This is a genomic window from Bradyrhizobium iriomotense (assembly GCF_018129405.1).
GTDB lineage: Bacteria > Pseudomonadota > Alphaproteobacteria > Rhizobiales > Xanthobacteraceae > Bradyrhizobium > Bradyrhizobium iriomotense_B.
In genome coordinates this window covers 731,069-747,701 of sequence record NZ_JAFCLP010000002.1, presented here as the reverse complement: position 1 = coordinate 747,701, position 16,633 = coordinate 731,069, and the positions used below count along the sequence as shown (strand labels likewise).

Below are 16,633 nucleotides of genomic sequence, written 5' to 3'. Positions count from 1 at the left end.
ATGAGGAGACTGCTCACGCTCTTAATCACTCTGTTGAACGTTCAGTAAAACCATTTGCTAAACATGCTTGGCGGCGATGGCCAACTTCTGGCTTGCCGGTTATCCAGGCGGCGGATTGCTCCGCGGCGCCAAATCGGCAATCGAATCTTCCGAAAATTTCGGGCGTTTTTGCTGCGCTGCGAACATCCCGCTTGCGCGCGCGAACGTCGCAAGTCTTTTCGCCAGGCTAGCGACAAAACCGGCTTGACGGCTTCCAAAATTTAGTAATACGTTTATTGGCATAAAAAACTAAACACTACGCATCGAGCCGATGTGTGGGAGGAGCCCAAGCCCTTCCGGACCCGTTTCCGGAAATGGTCGGTCTCGTTCTCCACTCATCGCTCCTCAAACTCGGTTTCAGGATCTTGGCGTCGTTCCGGCAGGGCGCGCGCTGAGCGGGTTAGGTGCTTCAACGATAGAGAGGAAACGGACATGCGAAGATTGAAATGGCTACGCAGTACGGCGGCGTCCGCGGTCCTTGCGACCGTTGCGCTTGGTGGCCTCGGTGGCGGCGAAGCCGCAGCCCAAAGCAAACAGCTCACACTTTGCTGGGCGGCATGGGATCCGGCCAATGCGCTGGTCGAGCTCGGCAAGGACTTTACCAAGCAATCCGGCATCGAGATGAAATACGAGTTCGTCCCGTGGACGAGCTATGCCGATCGCTTCCTCAACGAGCTCAACTCCCACGGCAAGCTCTGCGACCTGATCATCGGCGATAGCCAGTGGATCGGCGGCGCCGCCGAGAACAAGTGGTACGTCAAGCTCAACGATTTCTTCGACAAGGAGAAGATATCGATGGACGACTTCGTCCCGGCGACGGTCGTCGGCTACTCGCAGTGGCCGAAGAACTCGCCGAACTACTGGGCGCTGCCGGCTATGGCCGATGCGGTAGGCTGGACCTATCGCAAGGATTGGTTCTCGCGGCCAGAGATTCAGTCTGCCTTCAAGGCAAAGTACGGCCGCGACCTGGCGCCGCCGAAAACCTATGATGAGTTGAAGCAGATTGCGGAGTTCTTCCAGGGCCGCGAGATCGACGGCAAGAAGGTCTATGGCGCCTATATCTTCACCGAGCGCGGCTCGGAAGGCATCACCATGGGCGTGACCAACGTGCTCTACAATTACGGCTTCAGCTACGACAATCCAAAGAAGCCGTATCAGATGCAGGGCGTCGTCAATTCACCCGAGGCGGCCAAAGGGCTCGAGTTCTACAAGGAGCTCTACAAGTGCTGCACGGCGCCGGGTATGACCAACGCCTACATGCAGGAGGGGCTCGATGCCTTCAAGTCCGGCCAGGTGGCGATGCAGATGAACTGGTTCGCCTTCTTCCCCGGCCTCTACAAGGATCCGAATGTCGGCGGCGACAAGATCGGCTTCTTTGTCAATCCGGCCGGCCCGAATGGACACTTCACCCAGCTCGGTGGACAGGGCATCTCGGTGGTGGCGACCTCCGACCGCAAGGACGACGCGCTCGCCTACATCAAATGGTTCGCGCAGCCCGCTGTGCAGCAGAAATGGTGGCAGCTCGGCGGCTACTCGGCCCTGAAGGCGGTGGTCGACGCGCCCGACTTCCCGAAGAGCGCGGCGTTCGCGCCGCAATTCCTGGAGTCGATGGGAATCGTGAAGGACTTCTGGGCCGAGCCCTCCTACGCGCAGCTGTTACTCGACATGCAGAAGCGGGTGCACGACTACGTCGTCGCCGACAAGGGCACTGCGCAGCAGGCGCTCGATCTCCTGGTCAAGGATTGGACCAAGGTCTTCAAGGAGCAGGGCAAGCAGGTCGCGTCGCAATAGAGCATGATCCGGAAAAGTGTGCAGCGGTTTTCCGAAAAGATCACGCTCAAACAATAAAGCTAAAGCGCGTCTATCGCGCTTTAGGCGCGGCACTCGCATCAACTGAACCGGTTTCCCCGGGGGGTGTATCCCGGGGAAACCGAACCAGCCGTCCGATGGACCAGATGACGACGATCCTTCAACCTGATGATGCTACGATTGCCGGCATGAGCGAGCCCGCCAAATCTCGCGACGCACGGCGCGTGCGCGGCCTGTCGGACCGCACCATTGCGTGGCTGTTCGTTGCGCCGACGATCGCGCTGTTGCTGGCGATCAACATCTTTCCGCTGGTGTGGATGATCCGGCTGTCCTTCACCAGCCTCAACCTCAGCATGTCCTATCTGCCGCTGCGGTTCGTCGGGCTCGACAATTTCACAGACATCCTCACCGACGAGGACGTCTGGTTCCGGCTTCAGACGACGGCGCAATTCGTGATCTGGTCGGTGGCACTACAGGTGGTCATCGGCTATGGCCTGGCGCTGTTGATCAACCGCCAGTTTCGCGGCCACAGTTTCTGGACCACCATCATCCTGCTGCCGATGATGCTGTCGCCGGCGGTGGTCGGCAATTTCTGGACGCTGCTGTTGCAGCCGCAGATCGGCCCGTTCAACTACCTGATCAGCCTGTTCACGGGTGTGCCGCCGAGCTCGTTCAGCATGACCGGGCAGGTCTCGCTCGCACCCTGGACCATCGTGCTCGTCGACACCTGGATGTGGGCGCCCTATGTCATGCTGATCTGCCTCGCCGGGCTTCGCTCCATTCCTGACTACATCTATGAGGCGGCCGAAGTTGATCGCGCCTCGCCCTGGCGGCAGTTCTGGTCGATCACGCTGCCGATGACGATGCCGTTCGTGATGCTCGCGGTGCTGTTTCGTGCGATCGAGAACTTCAAGATGTTCGACATGGTGAACCTCCTGACATCGGGAGGGCCGGGGTCGACTACCGAGCTCGTGTCGATCACGCTGAAGCGCGCGGCATTCGAGAAATGGCGCACCGGCTATTCTAGCGCGCTCGCCATCATCCTGTTCGTGACCGTGTTCGGTGCCGCCAACATCTACGTCAAAGCGCTCAACAAGGTGAAGCAACGATGACCGCTGTCCTCACCAAGTCTACCGCTCACTCTATCGTCGAAGCCTCTCCGCGCGCAAAGGCTGTGGCTGGCGGTCTCGTCATCCTGTATGCGGTGATCACGATCCTGCCGCTGCTCTGGATCGTCGCCACCGCCTTCAAGTCGCAGAGCGACGCCATCGCCTATCCGCCGAAGGTGATCTTTCAGCCGACCCTCGAAGGTTACGTGAACCTGTTTACCGTGCGTACCCGCCAGACTCCAGATTTCATCGCCAAGCTGCCGCCGCCGGAGACGTGGTACGACAAGCTCGTACGACAGCGGGACATGGTCATTGCCGGACCGTCGAAGGTCGTGCCGCGCTTCGTCAACTCGCTGATCATCGGGTTCGGCTCGACGTTCCTCGCCGTCTTCCTCGGCACGCTCGCGGCCTATGCGTTCTCGCGCTTCCGCATTCCCCTGGCTGACGACCTCCTGTTCTTCATCCTCTCGACGCGCATGATGCCGCCCGTTGCGGTGGCGATCCCGATCTATCTGATGTACCGGCAGCTCAACCTGACAGACACCAGGCTCGGAATGATCCTGCTCTACACCGCCGTGAACGTCTCGCTCGCGGTCTGGCTGCTCAAGGGGTTCATCGACGAGATCCCGCGCGAGTACGAGGAGGCCGCTCTCGTCGATGGCTACACGCGGCTTCAGGCCCTGCGCAAGGTGGTGCTGCCGCAGGCGGTCACAGGAATCGCGGCAACCGCAATCTTCTGCCTGATCTTCTCGTGGAACGAGTACGCCTTCGCGGTTCTCCTGACCAGCGGCGAGGCGCAGACCATGCCGCCCTTCATTCCCTTCATCATCGGCGAGGGCGGGCAGGATTGGCCGGCCGTGGCTGCCGCGACCACGCTGTTCGTCGTCCCGATCGTCCTCTTCACCGTGTTGCTACGCAAGCATCTGTTGCGCGGAATCACCTTCGGAGCTGTGCGCAAATGAGGAGCTCTGCGGCTGCCAAGAGCGGAATGTCTCGCTGGTTCCGTCGCGGGCCTTGGGAGGCTGGCGCGATGACCCTGATCGGAGGCGGCATCATCATGCTGGTGCAGCCGTGGTCGATCGATCTGTACAGCTATTCCTTCGTGACGGTCCTCGCCGGCACGGTCGGCTACGTCATCGTCAGCCATTTTCCGGAATAGGACGGCAGCCATGGCCCAAATCCGCGTCGAAAACCTGCGCAAGTCGTTCGATCAGTTCACTGCCGTTGAAGGCTCGAACTTCACCATCGACGACGGCACCTTCTTTGCGATGCTCGGACCCTCCGGCTGCGGCAAGACCACCACACTGCGCATGATTGCGGGCCTCGAGCTGCCGACCGAAGGCAAGATCCTGCTCGACGGCGAGGATGTGACCTTGCGCCGCGCCGCTGCCCGCGACATCGCCTTCGTCTTCCAGCTTTTCGCGCTCTATCCGCACATGAATGTCGCGGGGAATATCGGCTTTCCCCTGAAGTGCCAGGGCATGGGCCGGCGCGAGGTTCGCGAGCGGGTGCAGGAGACCGCGCGGCTGCTGCGGATCGAGCATCTCCTGTCGAGCAAGACGTCGAAACTCTCGGGCGGCGACCGGCAGCGGGTCGCGCTGGGCCGCGCCATGGTCAGGCGGCCGAAGGCCTTCCTGATGGACGAGCCGCTGGGCGCGCTCGACGCCGAGTTTCGGCATCTGATGTGCGGCGAGCTTCGGGATCTGCATGACCGCATCGGCGCGACCACCGTCTACGTGACGCATGACCAGCTCGAGGCGATGTCAATGGCGGATCAGATTGCCGTCATGAACAAGGGACGCGTCGAGCAGATCGGCTCGCCACAAGAGGTCTATGACCGGCCCGCCAGTATGTTCGTGGCCGATTTCATCGGCTCGCCGCCGATGAACTTCCTGCGGTTTGAAAGCGGCCTGCGGTCCGGCGATCGGGCTGTCGCCTTTCATAGCGTCAGCGTCGAAGTCCCGGAGATCCGCGAGGATCACACGAGCGCACCGCTGGCGCTCGGGATACGTCCTGAGCACATTCGCTTTGCCGACGCGGCACCTGTCCGCGGCGAGGTGTTCGGCGCCGAATATCTCGGCACCACGCAGATCGTCACCGTTGACACGGCGCATGGACGCGTCGCGGCGCGGCTGCCCTCCAGCGCGTCGGTGCGGATCGGCGAGACGGTAGGTCTTGAATTCCACTCCGAGAGACTCGCGCTGTTCGATGTCGGCAGCGGATTGGCTATTCGGACCGCCAATGAAGGGATCGCGCGCCGTGGCTGACGTCATCCTGCGCAACATCAGCAAGCGTTTCGGCGCGATCGAGGCAGTACGCGAGCTTTCGCTGGCGGTGAATGATGGAGAATTCCTGGTCCTGCTCGGGCCGAGCGGTGCCGGAAAAACCACGACGTTGCGGCTGATCACCGGGCTCGAGACCCCCGACGCCGGCTCGGTCATGATCGACGGCCGCGACGTGACGCACGATCCGCCAGGATCACGCGATATAGCCTTTGTGTTCCAGCAATATTCGCTGTATCCGCACCTCACGGTTTATGACAATCTGGCGTTTCCGTTGCGCTCCCCCGCGCGGCGCGTGCCGGAGCCAATTATCCGCAAGCGCGTCGAGCAGACGGCGGAGCTGCTGCATATCGCAAGCAAGCTGAACAACCGTGCAACCCGCCTGTCCGGCGGCGAAATGCAGCGGGTGGCCATCGGTCGCGCGCTGGTTCGCGATCCCTCGATCTATCTGATGGACGAGCCGCTGTCGTCGCTGGATGCGAAGCTCCGAGCGGAGCTTCGTCTCGAGCTCAAGCGGATCCAGCTCGAGCTTGGCGCGACCATCCTTTACGTGACTCACGATCAGGTGGAGGCCATGACCATGGCGTCCCGCATCGGGGTGATCAAGGATGGCCGGCTTCTTCAACTTGGCACGCCGCGGGAGATCTATGAAAGTCCCTCCAGCAGCTATGTCGCCTCGCGCCTCGGCACGCCCCAGATCAACTTCCTTCCGGCCCGTCTCCTGTCCGACGTACCGGTTCCGCCGGGAACGGAGACGGTCGGTATCCGAACCGAGCATCTGCAAATCGGTGCGCGCAATGGGGGACGGATGGTCGGCCGCGTGCATCGCGTCGAGCACCTCGGCGAGCAGAATCACGTTCACCTGGACTATAAGGGTGAGATGCTGGTGACGCTTGCGGATCCGCATCAGCCGCTGCATGCCGGCCAGGAGGTCGAACTGCACCTGGTGCATCCGCTTTGTTTCGATCGCGCGGGGCAACGCATCCCTGCGATGCTTCACTAGAGGATCAACGCGATGTCGCTTCAACCCGAGACCTTCAAGTCGCTGGTCAAGGTGGCCGCAGAGCAGGTCATCGCCAGTGCGCCGGAACTCACGACCCTGGATCAGGCGATCGGTGACGGCGACCATGGCACGAACATGAAACGCGGCTTTGAGGCCGTGCTCGGCAAGCTCGATGCCATCTCGGCGCAGCCGCTGGACGAGGCGCTGAAGATGATCGGCAAGACCCTGGTGATGACCGTCGGCGGCGCGTCCGGGCCGCTTTATGGCAGCTTCTTTCTCGCCGCGGGCGAAGCACTCTCGCACGACAAGCACCTGCCGGACGATCTCGCGGATGTCTTCGGTAGCGGCGTGAACGCGGTCAGCGCGCGCGGCCGCTCGCAGGCGGGCGAGAAGACGATGCTCGACGTGCTCGTTCCCGTCCTGGAGACGCTGAAGATGGCGGCCGGCCAGCCGGATCTGATCGCGCAGGTCCGCACCACCGCGGCCGCAGCGGTCGAGCGGACCGCGCCGATGCAGGCCACCAAGGGGCGGGCGTCGTTCCTCGGACCGCGCAGCGTCGGACATATCGATCCCGGCGCGCGTTCGAGCTGCGTACTCGTGCAGGCGGTGTGCGCGAGTCTGGAGGGACGGCAATGACCGACACCGTGGGTATCGTGATCGTCTCGCATTCGAAGGACATCGCCAAGGGCACCGCCGACATGGTGCGTCAGATGGTCGGCAGCGAGGTCAAGGTGGCCTTCTGCGGCGGCAATCCCGATGGCGGACTTGGCACCAGCGTTTCCCTGATCATCGACGCCATCAACGATGCCTGGTCCGCGAAGGGCGTCGCGATCCTCGTCGATCTTGGCGGTGCCGAGACCAACAGCGAGATGGCGGTCGAAATGCTGGAGCCTGCGCGGCGCGATCTCGTTGTCGTATGCAACGCGCCGATCGTGGAGGGTGCAGTGATGGCGGCGACCGAGGCGGCAGGCGGCAGCTCGCTGGCCCAGGTCAAGGCCGTGGCCGAGGAACTCTCTGCCGACTGACATGTCGGCGAAGCGATGATGGAAGATGAGCATGCTGGACAAAGCGGACGGACAGATTTTCACCGGCAATGTGCGGCTGGTGCACGCGGTGGGCATGCATGCGCGCCCGGCGGTCAAGCTGACCAAGCTTGCCAAGAAGTTCCAGGCGCAGATTTCCGTGCGGGTCGCAGGCGCGGCCGAGTGGATCAACGCCAAGAGCGTGGTCAAGATCATGGCGATGCGCGCGGCTCATGGCAGCACGATCGAGATCAGGGCGTCAGGCAGTGACGCAGAGGTCGCCGTCGCCGCGCTGGTCGATCTGATTGCAAGCGATTTTCCGGACGGGGCTTAGCAGTATGCAGGGTGGCGCGACAGGGCTGGCCTACCGCGGCAGGACCGCCTCGATCGGTTTTGCCCATGGTCCGTTCGTCCGGGTCGACGCTGATACGAACGGCGAGCGTGTCGCGGGCAACCTGGCCGAAGAAGCACTTGCCCTTCGTGCCGCGATCGACACGGCAAGCGGACAGATCGCGGATTTGGCCGGAATCGCCGGCGGCGAGGCGGCGCAAATTCTCGAATTCCAGGTCGCGCTGCTGGAGGACGAGGATTTCATCGAGGCTATTTTCACGTCGATCGGCGAAGGGGATGCGGCTGACGTGGCATGGCGTTCGGCGCTCGACACGCAGATCGCGGACTACAATTCGGCGGCGGACGAATATTTGAAGGCGCGTTCCTCGGACCTTGCGGACCTGCGCGACCGCGTGATCAACATTCTGCGGGGAGGCGAGGGCCACGCTCTGAAAATTCCGAGCGGCGCCGTCGTCTGCGCCGACGATCTGCCGCCGTCGCGGTTCCTGGAGATCGACTGGACCAGCGGTGGCGGTCTGGCGCTGTTGCGCGGCAGTCCCACGAGCCACGTCGCGATGCTGGCGCGTGCACGGGGCATCCCCATGGTCGTGCAACTCGGCGCAATTCCGGACATCGGAGCGACCGCGTTGCTTGACGGCGAAGGCGCCACGCTCGAGCTCGATCCCAGCGCCGAGCAGGTCCGCCTGTTCGAGAGCCGGCGTGAAAGCCATCGCAAGAGCAGGGCGTCCGCGCGCGCGATCCTGCGACGGCCCACCGCATCGTGGCGCGGCGAGCGGATCAAGCTCTTCATCAATATCCAAGGCGTCGACGATCTTGAGCACGCCGACGCGCAATATGCCGATGGCATCGGCCTCATGCGCACCGAGTTTCTGCTGACGGGCGGGGGCGGCCTGCCCGACGAGCAGACGCAGTTTCAGGCCTACGATGCGGTGTTGCGTTGGGCCGACCGGCGCCCGGTCACCATTCGCACGTTTGACGCGGGCGGCGACAAGCCGGTGCCGGGGTTCACGCTGGACGGCGAAGCCAATCCCTTCCTCGGGGTTCGGGGCTTGCGGCTTTGCCTGGCCCGGCCCGAGATCTTTGCCATTCAGCTCCGCGCGCTGGCCCGTGCCGCAGTGCGTGGAAACCTCAAGGTTATGTTTCCGATGGTCACATCGGCGGACGAGCTCGAGGCAGGGCGGAAGCTGTTCGCCGAAGTCGTGCGGAACTTGCAGGCGGACGGCATTGCCGCGATGCTTCCCGAGCTGGGAATCATGGTCGAAGTCCCGGCGGCGGCCCTGGCGATTGCGAGCTTCAAGTCCGCCTTCTTCTCGATCGGATCGAACGATCTCGCGCAGTATGTCCTTGCCTGCGATCGTTCCAATGGAGCGCTCGCCCCCTTGATGGACCCGCTGCATCCGGCCGTGCTCGAACTGATCGCAAGGACCGCCGCGCACGGGCGGCGCGCCGCGGTGAGCGTCAGCCTGTGCGGTGACATGGCGAGCGATCCGCGCTGTCTGCCAGCATTGCTGAACTGCGGCTTGCGCGAGCTCTCCGTGAATGCTTCGGCGCTCGCGCAGATCAAGCAGGCGATCGACCGGCTGAGCAGCGGAGGTAGCCTTGGCTGATACGGCAATCGATGAACCGGCGGAAGCCGGCGCCGTTGCGGTTTACAAGCGCATCTTCAAGGAAGTGCTGGAGAGCCGCCCGTCGGGCATGCGGCTGCGTCTGGCGCATGCCATGGGCAAGAATCGCAGCTTCGTGAGCCAGATCAGCAATCCCGCCTATCCGGTGCCGATCCCCGTGCAGCATCTCAACACGATTTTCGATGTCTGCCACTTCCCGCCGCAGGCCAAGGCCGCCTTTCTGCGTGCCTACGCCCGCGCGCATCCGCGCCGGATCGGCCGCCTGACCGAAGGCGCGCATGAGCGGACCCTGACGCTGCACTTGCCGGATCTCGGCAGTGCGAAACGGAACGCCGAACTCGATGCGCTGCTCCAGGAATTCGCGCGGCGCTTGATTGCTATCATGCGGGAAAAATAGGCCCGAGGCCAAAGCGAGGAAAGCGGGGAGGAGACAATGAAAAAATTCATCAATTCGGTCGACGGCATGCTCGCAGAAAGCCTCGACGGGCTTGCGGCCGCGCATGCCGATCTCGTTGCGCTTGGGCCGGAGCGGAAATTCGTGCGGCGCCGTGAGCTGAACCCGAAGAAGGTCGCACTCGTTTCGGGCGGCGGCAGCGGGCATGAGCCGCTGCATGCGGGCTTCGTCGGCTATGGCATGCTCGACGCCGCCTGTCCAGGACAGGTCTTCACGTCGCCGACGCCGGACCAGATCGTCGAGGCCGCCCAGGCGGTTGTCGGTGAAGCCGGCGTTCTGTTCATCGTGAAGAACTATGCAGGCGACCGCATGAATTTCGAGATGGCCGTCGAGATCGCCGAAGGTCGCACTGCCACCATCGTGACCGACGACGACGTCGCGGTCGAGAACTCGACCCACAGCATCGGGCGCCGCGGCGTGGCAGGCACATTGATCGTCGAGAAGATCGTCGGCGCGGCTGCCGAGAAGGGCGTCGATCTCAAAGGCTGCGTTGCGCTCGGCGAGCGCGTTAACGCGCGCACGCGTTCGATGGGCGTTGCGCTGACGAGCTGCACGGTGCCTGCCGCAGGCACGCCAACCTTTTCGCTCGGCGAGGACGAGATGGAGGTTGGTGTCGGCATTCACGGTGAACCCGGACGCCGCCGCGTCAAGCTGGAGCGGGCAGACGCGATCGCGGACGAGATGACGACGGCGATCGCGCAAGATCTCGACGCGCGCGACGGGGCCGAGGCCCTCCTGCTCGTCAACGGATTTGGCGGAACGCCAACGATCGAGCTCTATCTGATGTACAACGCGGCGCGCCGGATGCTCGAGAAGCGCGGCTTGCGCATCGCTCGTTCGCTGGTCGGCAGCTTCGTCACCTCGTTGGACATGGCCGGGTGCTCGCTCACCGTCAGCCTGCTGGATGCTGAGACGTCCGCGCTCTGGGACCATCCCGTGCGTACGGCGGCATTGAAATGGTAACCGCGGTTGTGAGCGGCAGGTGATCGCTTTCGCGCCGGCGAAGGATCAACTGGGCAAGTTTACCGCCGAAGTTGACAGTGCGCGATGTTTTCGCTGCATGTCGTCCGAATGCAGACTTGATAACCCGCTAGCGCTATTGGTGGGCCCGGCAGGGCTCGAACCTGCAACCAGATCATTATGAACGGCGGGACAAACGCCCGTCGTGTGCAGCCCATTTGAACCTTCGTCCAATGTGAACGGGCTGCTCACTCTTTGTTGATGTGTTGGACTATCACTGCGGCGGCCGGACTAAGCTCCCTCTAGTAGCAGCAATCTTGATCAGTCTTGTTTTCTTTGCCGGCTGCCGTGTTCAATCCGATTGCGCAGAAGTAAATTCTTGAGGATGATGCCGCGAACGAAGCAGCCAAGAGCTCGGCGCTTAGTGGTAAAGGCGCTTCGGATTCCGGCCACATGTGCAGAAGCGGCGGTCTTTTCCACTACGTCGAGACTCCGAACAGCTTGCGCACTGCCGGCAGCCACTCGCCGGTCATCGTGAACTCAAGCCCGAGCCGCGCTCCGCAGGCGATCGCCAACATCGTCACAGGGGCCGAGATCGCAAGTGTCGAGAACGCGCTCAGGCCCTGACCGATGGTGCATCCCATCGACATGATGCCGCCAACGCCCATCAACAGCGCCCCGGTCATGTGACGCTTCAATTCGCGGGCGTCGTCGCAGGCCTCCCAGCGGAAGCCGCGCGCGAGCATCGCCGCGGCAAACGAGCCTGCGACGACGCCGGCGACCGAGCCGATGCCAAAGTTCAGACGTGCGCCAGAGAAGGTCGCGACGTAGAGGATGATGTCGCCGAGCGGGGCCACGAAGGTGAGCGAGGAGACCCGCACGGGATCGAACTCGTCGTCCGCAAGCCACCCGGTCGCGAACCAGCCGAATGCGATCGCGGCGCCGACGGCGAGGCCGGAGGCCAGGAGCCGCGGCGAGCGGATCAGTCGGCCGTCCGCAAGTGCCCAGATGGCAAGGGCGGCGGCAATCGCTACGGTGAGGATCGCGCGCGCCGTGCTGCCTGCGCCGAGCAGCGAGGTCAGCGTCTGGTTGCTGCCCTCGGGAAGCCGCAGCGACAATGGTTCGATCAGGGCCACGCGCAACATGCCGGCAATGCCGCGCATGGTCGCGAGTGCCGACAGGCCGAGAACGAGAAAGACCACAATGGCGCGGAGATCACCGCCGCCGACGCGCACCAGCGTGCCGAAGCCGCAGGTGCCGACCAGCGCCATGCCGACGCCGAACATCAGCCCGCCGATGATCGCGCCGCCCAGGCCGATCGATGCCGTCAGATAAATCGACCGCGACAGATCGACGACGCCGAACTCGGCGAGCGCTTGCGTAGCCAGCAGCGCCACGGCCGCAGCCAGCGCGAAGGATTTCAGTCGGCGACAATCCGATCCGAAGAACGCGTCCTCGAGCATCGCGAGCGTGCAAAAGCGACCCGCGCGGCCGGCAACGCCGAGCACGGCGCCGCCGGCAAGTCCGCATGCAAACGCTATGGTCGATGGGCTCAGCATTCCTCCCGCATGATGTTCGTTCTGTCTCGCGGGCAGTCTGCGCCGGAGGAGTGCGAAAATCCAGCGCGGAAAATTACCGGCGGCGGCGCCGCACAGGCTCGCAGAACACGTCGTAGACGGCGGTGAGAATCTTGCGGACGTCCTCGTTGGCGAGACTGTAGTAGATCGCCTTACCGTCGCGGCGTGTGGTGACCAGCCGGTCGAGCCTGAGCCGCGCGAGTTGCTGGGAGACGGTCGACTGCCGTTCGCCGAGGAACTGCTCGAGCTCGGTTACGGATTTCTCGCCTTCGGCGAGGATGCACAGCAGGAGCAAGCGGGACTCGTGCGACAAGGCCTTCAGCATGTCGCTCGCCTCGCGCGCCTTCTCGATCATCTGCTCGAGCTCGGCCGATCCCTCGATCTCCTTCAGCTTTGGCAATGGCATCGTGTCAGATTCCTCAAAGACGTCTGTGATCACGACCCGCCGGGCGTCGATCCTGAACGGGTCAGGATCCGGTCCAGCAGGCCAAAGAAGAAGGCATCACCCGGATAGCCGCGGATGCGGCCGAGCTCCCGGCCCTCTTTTACCACGACGAAGGTCGGCGTGAAGGCGCCCGGATCGATTCCGGCGAGATCGGCGGGCAGGGGGCTCTTCAGGTCGACGCGGCGCAGCGGCGCGGCTTGGCCCTCCTCGGTCTTCGCGTAGATCGGCGCGATTTCGGCATTGAAGCGCGCACACCACACGCAGCCGGCCCGCTCGAACATGACGAGCTCGGCCGCGCGCGATCCGGTTGCGGACAGCGCGAGCGCGACGGCGAGCGATGCGATGATTCGGTTCATCCCGTGTAACGGACCTCTGGACTTCTTTGGCTCTTTATATCATTAAATTCGCATATGTGATAGGGATGAGGTGACATGGCCTTGGACGTCACGCTGGGTGCGGCCTTCATCGCGGGCCTGTTGTCGTTTCTGTCGCCCTGTATCCTGCCCCTGGTTCCGCCCTTCCTCTGCTACATGGCCGGAGTGTCGGTCACGGATCTGTCGGACGCTCGGCCCGATCTGCGGCCGCGTATCCTGGTCTCCGCCTTGGCCTTCGTGGCCGGCTTCTCCCTGGTCTTCGTCGCGCTCGGCTCGACCGCCTCGATCGCGGGGCGCTTCATCTCCGCGCATCTGTCGACGCTCGGCATGATCGCGGGCGGCCTGATCATCGTCATGGGCCTGCATTTTCTAGGGCTGCTCAGGATTCCGCTGTTCTATCGCAGCGCGGCCGTGCAGGTCGACAGCCGGCCGGCCGGGCTGGCGGGGGCCTTCGTCATGGGGCTGGCATTCGCGTTCGGCTGGACGCCCTGCGCAGGCCCCATTCTCGCCGCGGTCTTGCTAATGGCAGGCTCGGAGGACACCACGGGACGAGGGGCGCTGCTACTCCTCGCTTATTCGGTCGGGACCGGCATTCCGTTCCTGATTGCGGCCGCCTTCACCGGCAGGTTCATTGCCGCGCTTGGCCGTGCTCGTCGACATCTTGGCCTTGTCGAGAAGACGATGGGCGTCTTTCTGGTCGCGACTGGCCTGATGTTTTTGACCGGGTCGATGCCCACGGTTTCGGAATGGTTGCTGGAGCGATTCCCCGGGCTTACCAGCATCGGGTGATTCTTAACCGTAGCGGAAGTCGAGCAGCTGGGCGTAGGACTGCAGCTCGATCAGGTAACGATGCACGAGCGGCCCATCGCCGGCCATCGCTGCATGCGCAATCTCGCCGCTGCTCGCGATCGCGCCGTCAATGAGGCGGCGGAACTCGCTCCTCTCCGCCGTCTCGGGGCTTGCCCATTCGTTGCAGCGCTGCAGGCGATCGCGGAATGCGCTTGCCGCTGCAACCGTCTCCTCGGCGTTGGCTTGCGCGGGCTGCTCGCCGTATCGCGTGGCGGCCGCGCGCAGCTTTTCCAAGGCCGGCGCAATCTCGAAGACGCAGTCGCCGAGATCGTAGAGGCCCGCATGACGCCTCAGCTCATGAAAGGACTGGCGGAGCGCAAGCAGCTCGCGGGCCGCGGCGACATTCTCTCCGCTGTCCAGCGCGCGTGTCGCTGCTGCAAGCCGTTCGCGCCCCCGGTCGAGAAAATCCGACACCGCGGCCGGCGCGTAACCGGGCAGGGCACTTGACGCGTTTGGCGCGAGCTGTTTCCACGCGGCCACCGCCTCGTCAGTCTCCATCTGGGCCAGTGCGATGTTTCCGGTGCGCGCATAGCTCGCCGCCGTGCGCAGATTGGCCATGATGGGTCCCATCGCCGCTGCGAAATCAGCAGATTTGCCGGCCTCGGCGCCGAGAACGAGCGCGGTCGAAGCCAGCCATGCCAAAAGGGCGATGATGCAGCGCAAGACCGGAAATCCTTGTCACATTCGTGTATTTGAATATCATAATGAAAATGACCGATACGCAAGATCCTCCAAAGCACAAATCCCTGATGTCGCTTCGCGCGCCAACCCGGCGCGGCCTTCTCGCCTTGCTGTCGGGCGCAGTCCTTGCCGCGGGCCGCGGCACGGCGGGGGCCGAGCCGGCGCTCGGGGAGGACGGGCTCTATCATGAGCCGTGGTTTTTGCAGAGCTTCCTCGATCTGCGCGAGGATATCGACGGCGCTGCTGCTGGCGGCAAGCGCCTCGCCATCATGTGGGAGCTGCGCGGCTGTCCCTATTGCCGCGAGACGCATCTGGTGAACTTTGCCGATGCCGACATCACCAAATACATCCGCGACAATTTCGAGATCTTGCAGCTCAATCTGATCGGCTCCCGTAAGGTTACGGATGTCGATGGCCAGGAATTATCCGAGAAGGATCTCGCCCAGAAGTACGGGATCAGGTTCACCCCGACGTTTCAGTTCTTCCCGCCGACGTCGGCCGGTATCGAAGCAAAAGAGCCGATGGCGCGGGAGGTGGCGCGGGCGCCGGGCTATCTCAACCCGCCGCATTTCCTTTCGATGTTTCGTTTCGTGCGGGAGCGGGCCTATGAGCGCGGCTCGTTCCGGGATTTTCTGGTCGCAAACGGCTAGCTGACAGCGGTTGGCGAATTCCGCTTGACGCCGCCATATATATGAACATATCATAATAACTGAATTTGATGGATCGTGAGTCCATCGCAATCAAAGGCGGGGCGTCACCTCGCCAAAGGGTAGGGAACATGCGGCGCTCGCTTGCGGCTGCGTTTGCACTGTGTCTGTCGGTCGGAGGCGCTTACGCGCAGGAGCCGGTCAAGGAGCCGATCAAGCTCGATGTGATCAACGACTCGCTTCCGAAGTCGTTGACCGGCACGCCCGGCAATGCCGAGGCCGGCAAGAAGGTGTTTTTGACGCGCACGCTGGGCAACTGTCTGGCCTGCCATCAGATCACCAACCTGAAGTCCGAAGAGTTCCACGGCGAGTTCGGTCCGTCGCTCGACGGGGTGGCCGGCCGCTATACCGAGGCGCAACTGCGCCTCATCGTCGCCGACCCCAAGCGCATCTTCACCAACACGGTCATGCCGGCGTTCTTCAAGAACGATGGCTTGAGCCGGGTGCGCCCGGAATTCGTCGGCAAGTCGATTCTGACGGCCGCGCAGGTCGAGGACGTCATCGCTTTTCTCAAGACGCTGAACTGACGGCGAGGAGGATCAGGAATGAAAGCCATCAATCGACGGCAGGCTTTTGCGCTCGGGGGCGGCTTCGTCATGCTGACCCTGATGCCCATGGCGGCCGATGCCGAAGTGACGAACGACGCGGCGAAGTGGATCGAGAAGTTCACCGACGGCAAGACGCCTGCCAAGGGCAAGATCTCGCTAGATCTGCCGGAGATCGCGGAGAACGGCAACACCGTGCCGCTGTCGATCAACATCGAGAGCCCGATGACCGCGGAGTCCTACGTCAAGGACGTCATGATCATCGCGGACGGCAACCCGAACGCCGGCGTCGCGACGCTGTCCTTCACGCTGCTGTCGGGCAAAGCGGAAGCCTCGATCCGGATCCGGCTCGCGACCACGCAGAACGTGGTTGCGATCGCGAAGATGAGCGACGGTTCGCTGTTCATGGAGCAGAAGACCGTCAAGGTCACCATCGGCGGCTGCGGCGGCTAAGGGCTCAGGAGAGGAAAGATGGCAGACAAACCGCGCATCAAGCTTCCCAAGGAAGCGGCCAAGGGCGAGGTCATCCAGATCAAGACCCTGGTTTCGCATGTCATGGAATCGGGCCAGCGCAAGGACGCGCAGGGCAAGACCATTCCGCGCAAGATCATCAACAAGTTCGCCTGCGAGTTCAACGGCAAGCCGGTGTTCTCCTGCGCGCTGGAGCCCGCGATCTCGGCCAATCCCTACATCCAGTTCGACGCTAAGGTCGACGAGGCCGGAACGTTCAAATTCTCCTGGACGGACGACGACGGCAGCGTGATCACGGCCGAAGAGAAGATCGCGCTCAAGGCATGATGC

The 16,633-nt window shown here is 63.2% G+C and carries 21 protein-coding genes; 17 read left to right on the top strand and 4 right to left on the bottom strand.

Annotated features, from left to right (window positions below; translation table 11 throughout):
- Positions 1-471: 471 nt before the first annotated feature.
- The 12 genes from JQ592_RS08340 to dhaK all read left to right on the top strand — a co-directional run bounded on the left by JQ592_RS08340 (position 472) and on the right by dhaK (position 10,657).
- Entirely contained in the window at positions 472-1,830 is a 1,359-nt protein-coding gene (locus tag JQ592_RS08340; RefSeq protein ID WP_211402358.1) for an ABC transporter substrate-binding protein, read from the top strand.
- A gap of 206 nt (positions 1,831-2,036) precedes the next feature.
- A complete protein-coding gene (locus tag JQ592_RS08335) occupies positions 2,037-2,960 on the top strand; it encodes a carbohydrate ABC transporter permease (protein WP_246820234.1) in 924 nt (307 codons plus the stop codon).
- Positions 2,957-3,919, top strand: a complete 963-nt coding sequence (locus JQ592_RS08330; RefSeq protein ID WP_091883329.1) for a carbohydrate ABC transporter permease — start codon at positions 2,957-2,959, stop codon at positions 3,917-3,919. Before JQ592_RS08335 ends, JQ592_RS08330 begins: the two co-directional genes overlap by 4 nt.
- A 68-nt stretch (positions 3,920-3,987) precedes the next feature.
- On the top strand, positions 3,988-4,116 hold the full coding sequence (locus tag JQ592_RS38740; RefSeq protein WP_349630449.1) for a hypothetical protein: 129 nt from the start codon (positions 3,988-3,990) through the stop codon (positions 4,114-4,116).
- A 10-nt stretch (positions 4,117-4,126) separates the two neighbouring features.
- Complete coding sequence (locus JQ592_RS08320; protein WP_211402355.1) at positions 4,127-5,224, top strand: ABC transporter ATP-binding protein; 1,098 nt, start codon at positions 4,127-4,129, stop codon at positions 5,222-5,224.
- Complete coding sequence (locus JQ592_RS08315) at positions 5,217-6,242, top strand: ABC transporter ATP-binding protein (protein WP_211402354.1); 1,026 nt, start codon at positions 5,217-5,219, stop codon at positions 6,240-6,242. Before JQ592_RS08320 ends, JQ592_RS08315 begins: the two co-directional genes overlap by 8 nt.
- Positions 6,243-6,254: 12 nt before the next feature.
- Entirely contained in the window at positions 6,255-6,878 is a 624-nt protein-coding gene (gene dhaL / locus JQ592_RS08310) for a dihydroxyacetone kinase subunit DhaL (RefSeq protein ID WP_211402353.1), read from the top strand.
- Positions 6,875-7,267, top strand: a complete 393-nt coding sequence (gene dhaM, locus JQ592_RS08305) for a dihydroxyacetone kinase phosphoryl donor subunit DhaM (RefSeq protein ID WP_011086355.1) — start codon at positions 6,875-6,877, stop codon at positions 7,265-7,267. Before dhaL ends, dhaM begins: the two co-directional genes overlap by 4 nt.
- Before the next feature lie 25 nt (positions 7,268-7,292).
- Complete coding sequence (locus tag JQ592_RS08300; RefSeq protein WP_211402352.1) at positions 7,293-7,598, top strand: HPr family phosphocarrier protein; 306 nt, start codon at positions 7,293-7,295, stop codon at positions 7,596-7,598.
- A gap of 4 nt (positions 7,599-7,602) precedes the next feature.
- Complete coding sequence (ptsP, locus tag JQ592_RS08295; RefSeq protein ID WP_211402351.1) at positions 7,603-9,222, top strand: phosphoenolpyruvate--protein phosphotransferase; 1,620 nt, start codon at positions 7,603-7,605, stop codon at positions 9,220-9,222.
- Entirely contained in the window at positions 9,215-9,637 is a 423-nt protein-coding gene (locus tag JQ592_RS08290) for a hypothetical protein (protein ID WP_211402350.1), read from the top strand. The genes ptsP and JQ592_RS08290 overlap by 8 nt, the downstream gene beginning before the upstream one ends.
- Positions 9,638-9,673: 36 nt before the next feature.
- Positions 9,674-10,657 (top strand): dihydroxyacetone kinase subunit DhaK, encoded by a 984-nt coding sequence (dhaK, locus tag JQ592_RS08285; RefSeq protein ID WP_211402349.1) that lies wholly within the window; start codon positions 9,674-9,676, stop codon positions 10,655-10,657.
- Positions 10,658-11,133: 476 nt separating this feature from the next.
- Here dhaK and JQ592_RS08280 read toward each other — a convergent pair whose 3' ends face one another.
- From JQ592_RS08280 to JQ592_RS08270, 3 genes are all read right to left on the bottom strand, one after another.
- Positions 11,134-12,213: a YeeE/YedE family protein gene (locus JQ592_RS08280; protein ID WP_211402348.1), complete on the bottom strand. Its 1,080-nt coding sequence runs from the start codon at positions 12,211-12,213 to the stop codon at positions 11,134-11,136.
- 73 nt (positions 12,214-12,286) lie between these two features.
- Complete coding sequence (locus JQ592_RS08275; protein WP_092183595.1) at positions 12,287-12,637, bottom strand: ArsR/SmtB family transcription factor; 351 nt, start codon at positions 12,635-12,637, stop codon at positions 12,287-12,289.
- A 29-nt stretch (positions 12,638-12,666) separates the two neighbouring features.
- Complete coding sequence (locus JQ592_RS08270) at positions 12,667-13,032, bottom strand: thioredoxin (RefSeq protein ID WP_211402347.1); 366 nt, start codon at positions 13,030-13,032, stop codon at positions 12,667-12,669.
- Positions 13,033-13,107: 75 nt separating this feature from the next.
- On the opposite strand from JQ592_RS08270, the gene JQ592_RS08265 reads away from it, so the two are divergent.
- Positions 13,108-13,839, top strand: coding sequence for a cytochrome c biogenesis CcdA family protein (locus tag JQ592_RS08265; protein ID WP_211402346.1), 732 nt, complete (start codon positions 13,108-13,110; stop codon positions 13,837-13,839).
- Positions 13,840-13,842: 3 nt separating this feature from the next.
- On the opposite strand, the gene JQ592_RS08260 is transcribed toward JQ592_RS08265, so the two are convergent.
- Positions 13,843-14,562, bottom strand: coding sequence for a hypothetical protein (locus tag JQ592_RS08260; RefSeq protein ID WP_211402345.1), 720 nt, complete (start codon positions 14,560-14,562; stop codon positions 13,843-13,845).
- Between the two features lie 47 nt (positions 14,563-14,609).
- Between JQ592_RS08260 and JQ592_RS08255 the strand changes: the two genes are divergently transcribed.
- The 4 genes from JQ592_RS08255 to soxZ all read left to right on the top strand — a co-directional run bounded on the left by JQ592_RS08255 (position 14,610) and on the right by soxZ (position 16,630).
- Positions 14,610-15,230: a SoxW family protein gene (locus JQ592_RS08255; RefSeq protein WP_246820231.1), complete on the top strand. Its 621-nt coding sequence runs from the start codon at positions 14,610-14,612 to the stop codon at positions 15,228-15,230.
- Positions 15,231-15,358: 128 nt separating this feature from the next.
- Positions 15,359-15,814, top strand: a complete 456-nt coding sequence (soxX, locus tag JQ592_RS08250) for a sulfur oxidation c-type cytochrome SoxX (protein ID WP_211402343.1) — start codon at positions 15,359-15,361, stop codon at positions 15,812-15,814.
- Between the two features lie 18 nt (positions 15,815-15,832).
- Entirely contained in the window at positions 15,833-16,285 is a 453-nt protein-coding gene (gene soxY / locus JQ592_RS08245; protein WP_211402342.1) for a thiosulfate oxidation carrier protein SoxY, read from the top strand.
- Positions 16,286-16,303: 18 nt separating this feature from the next.
- Positions 16,304-16,630 (top strand): thiosulfate oxidation carrier complex protein SoxZ, encoded by a 327-nt coding sequence (soxZ, locus tag JQ592_RS08240; protein WP_211402341.1) that lies wholly within the window; start codon positions 16,304-16,306, stop codon positions 16,628-16,630.
- Positions 16,631-16,633: the final 3 nt, after the last annotated feature.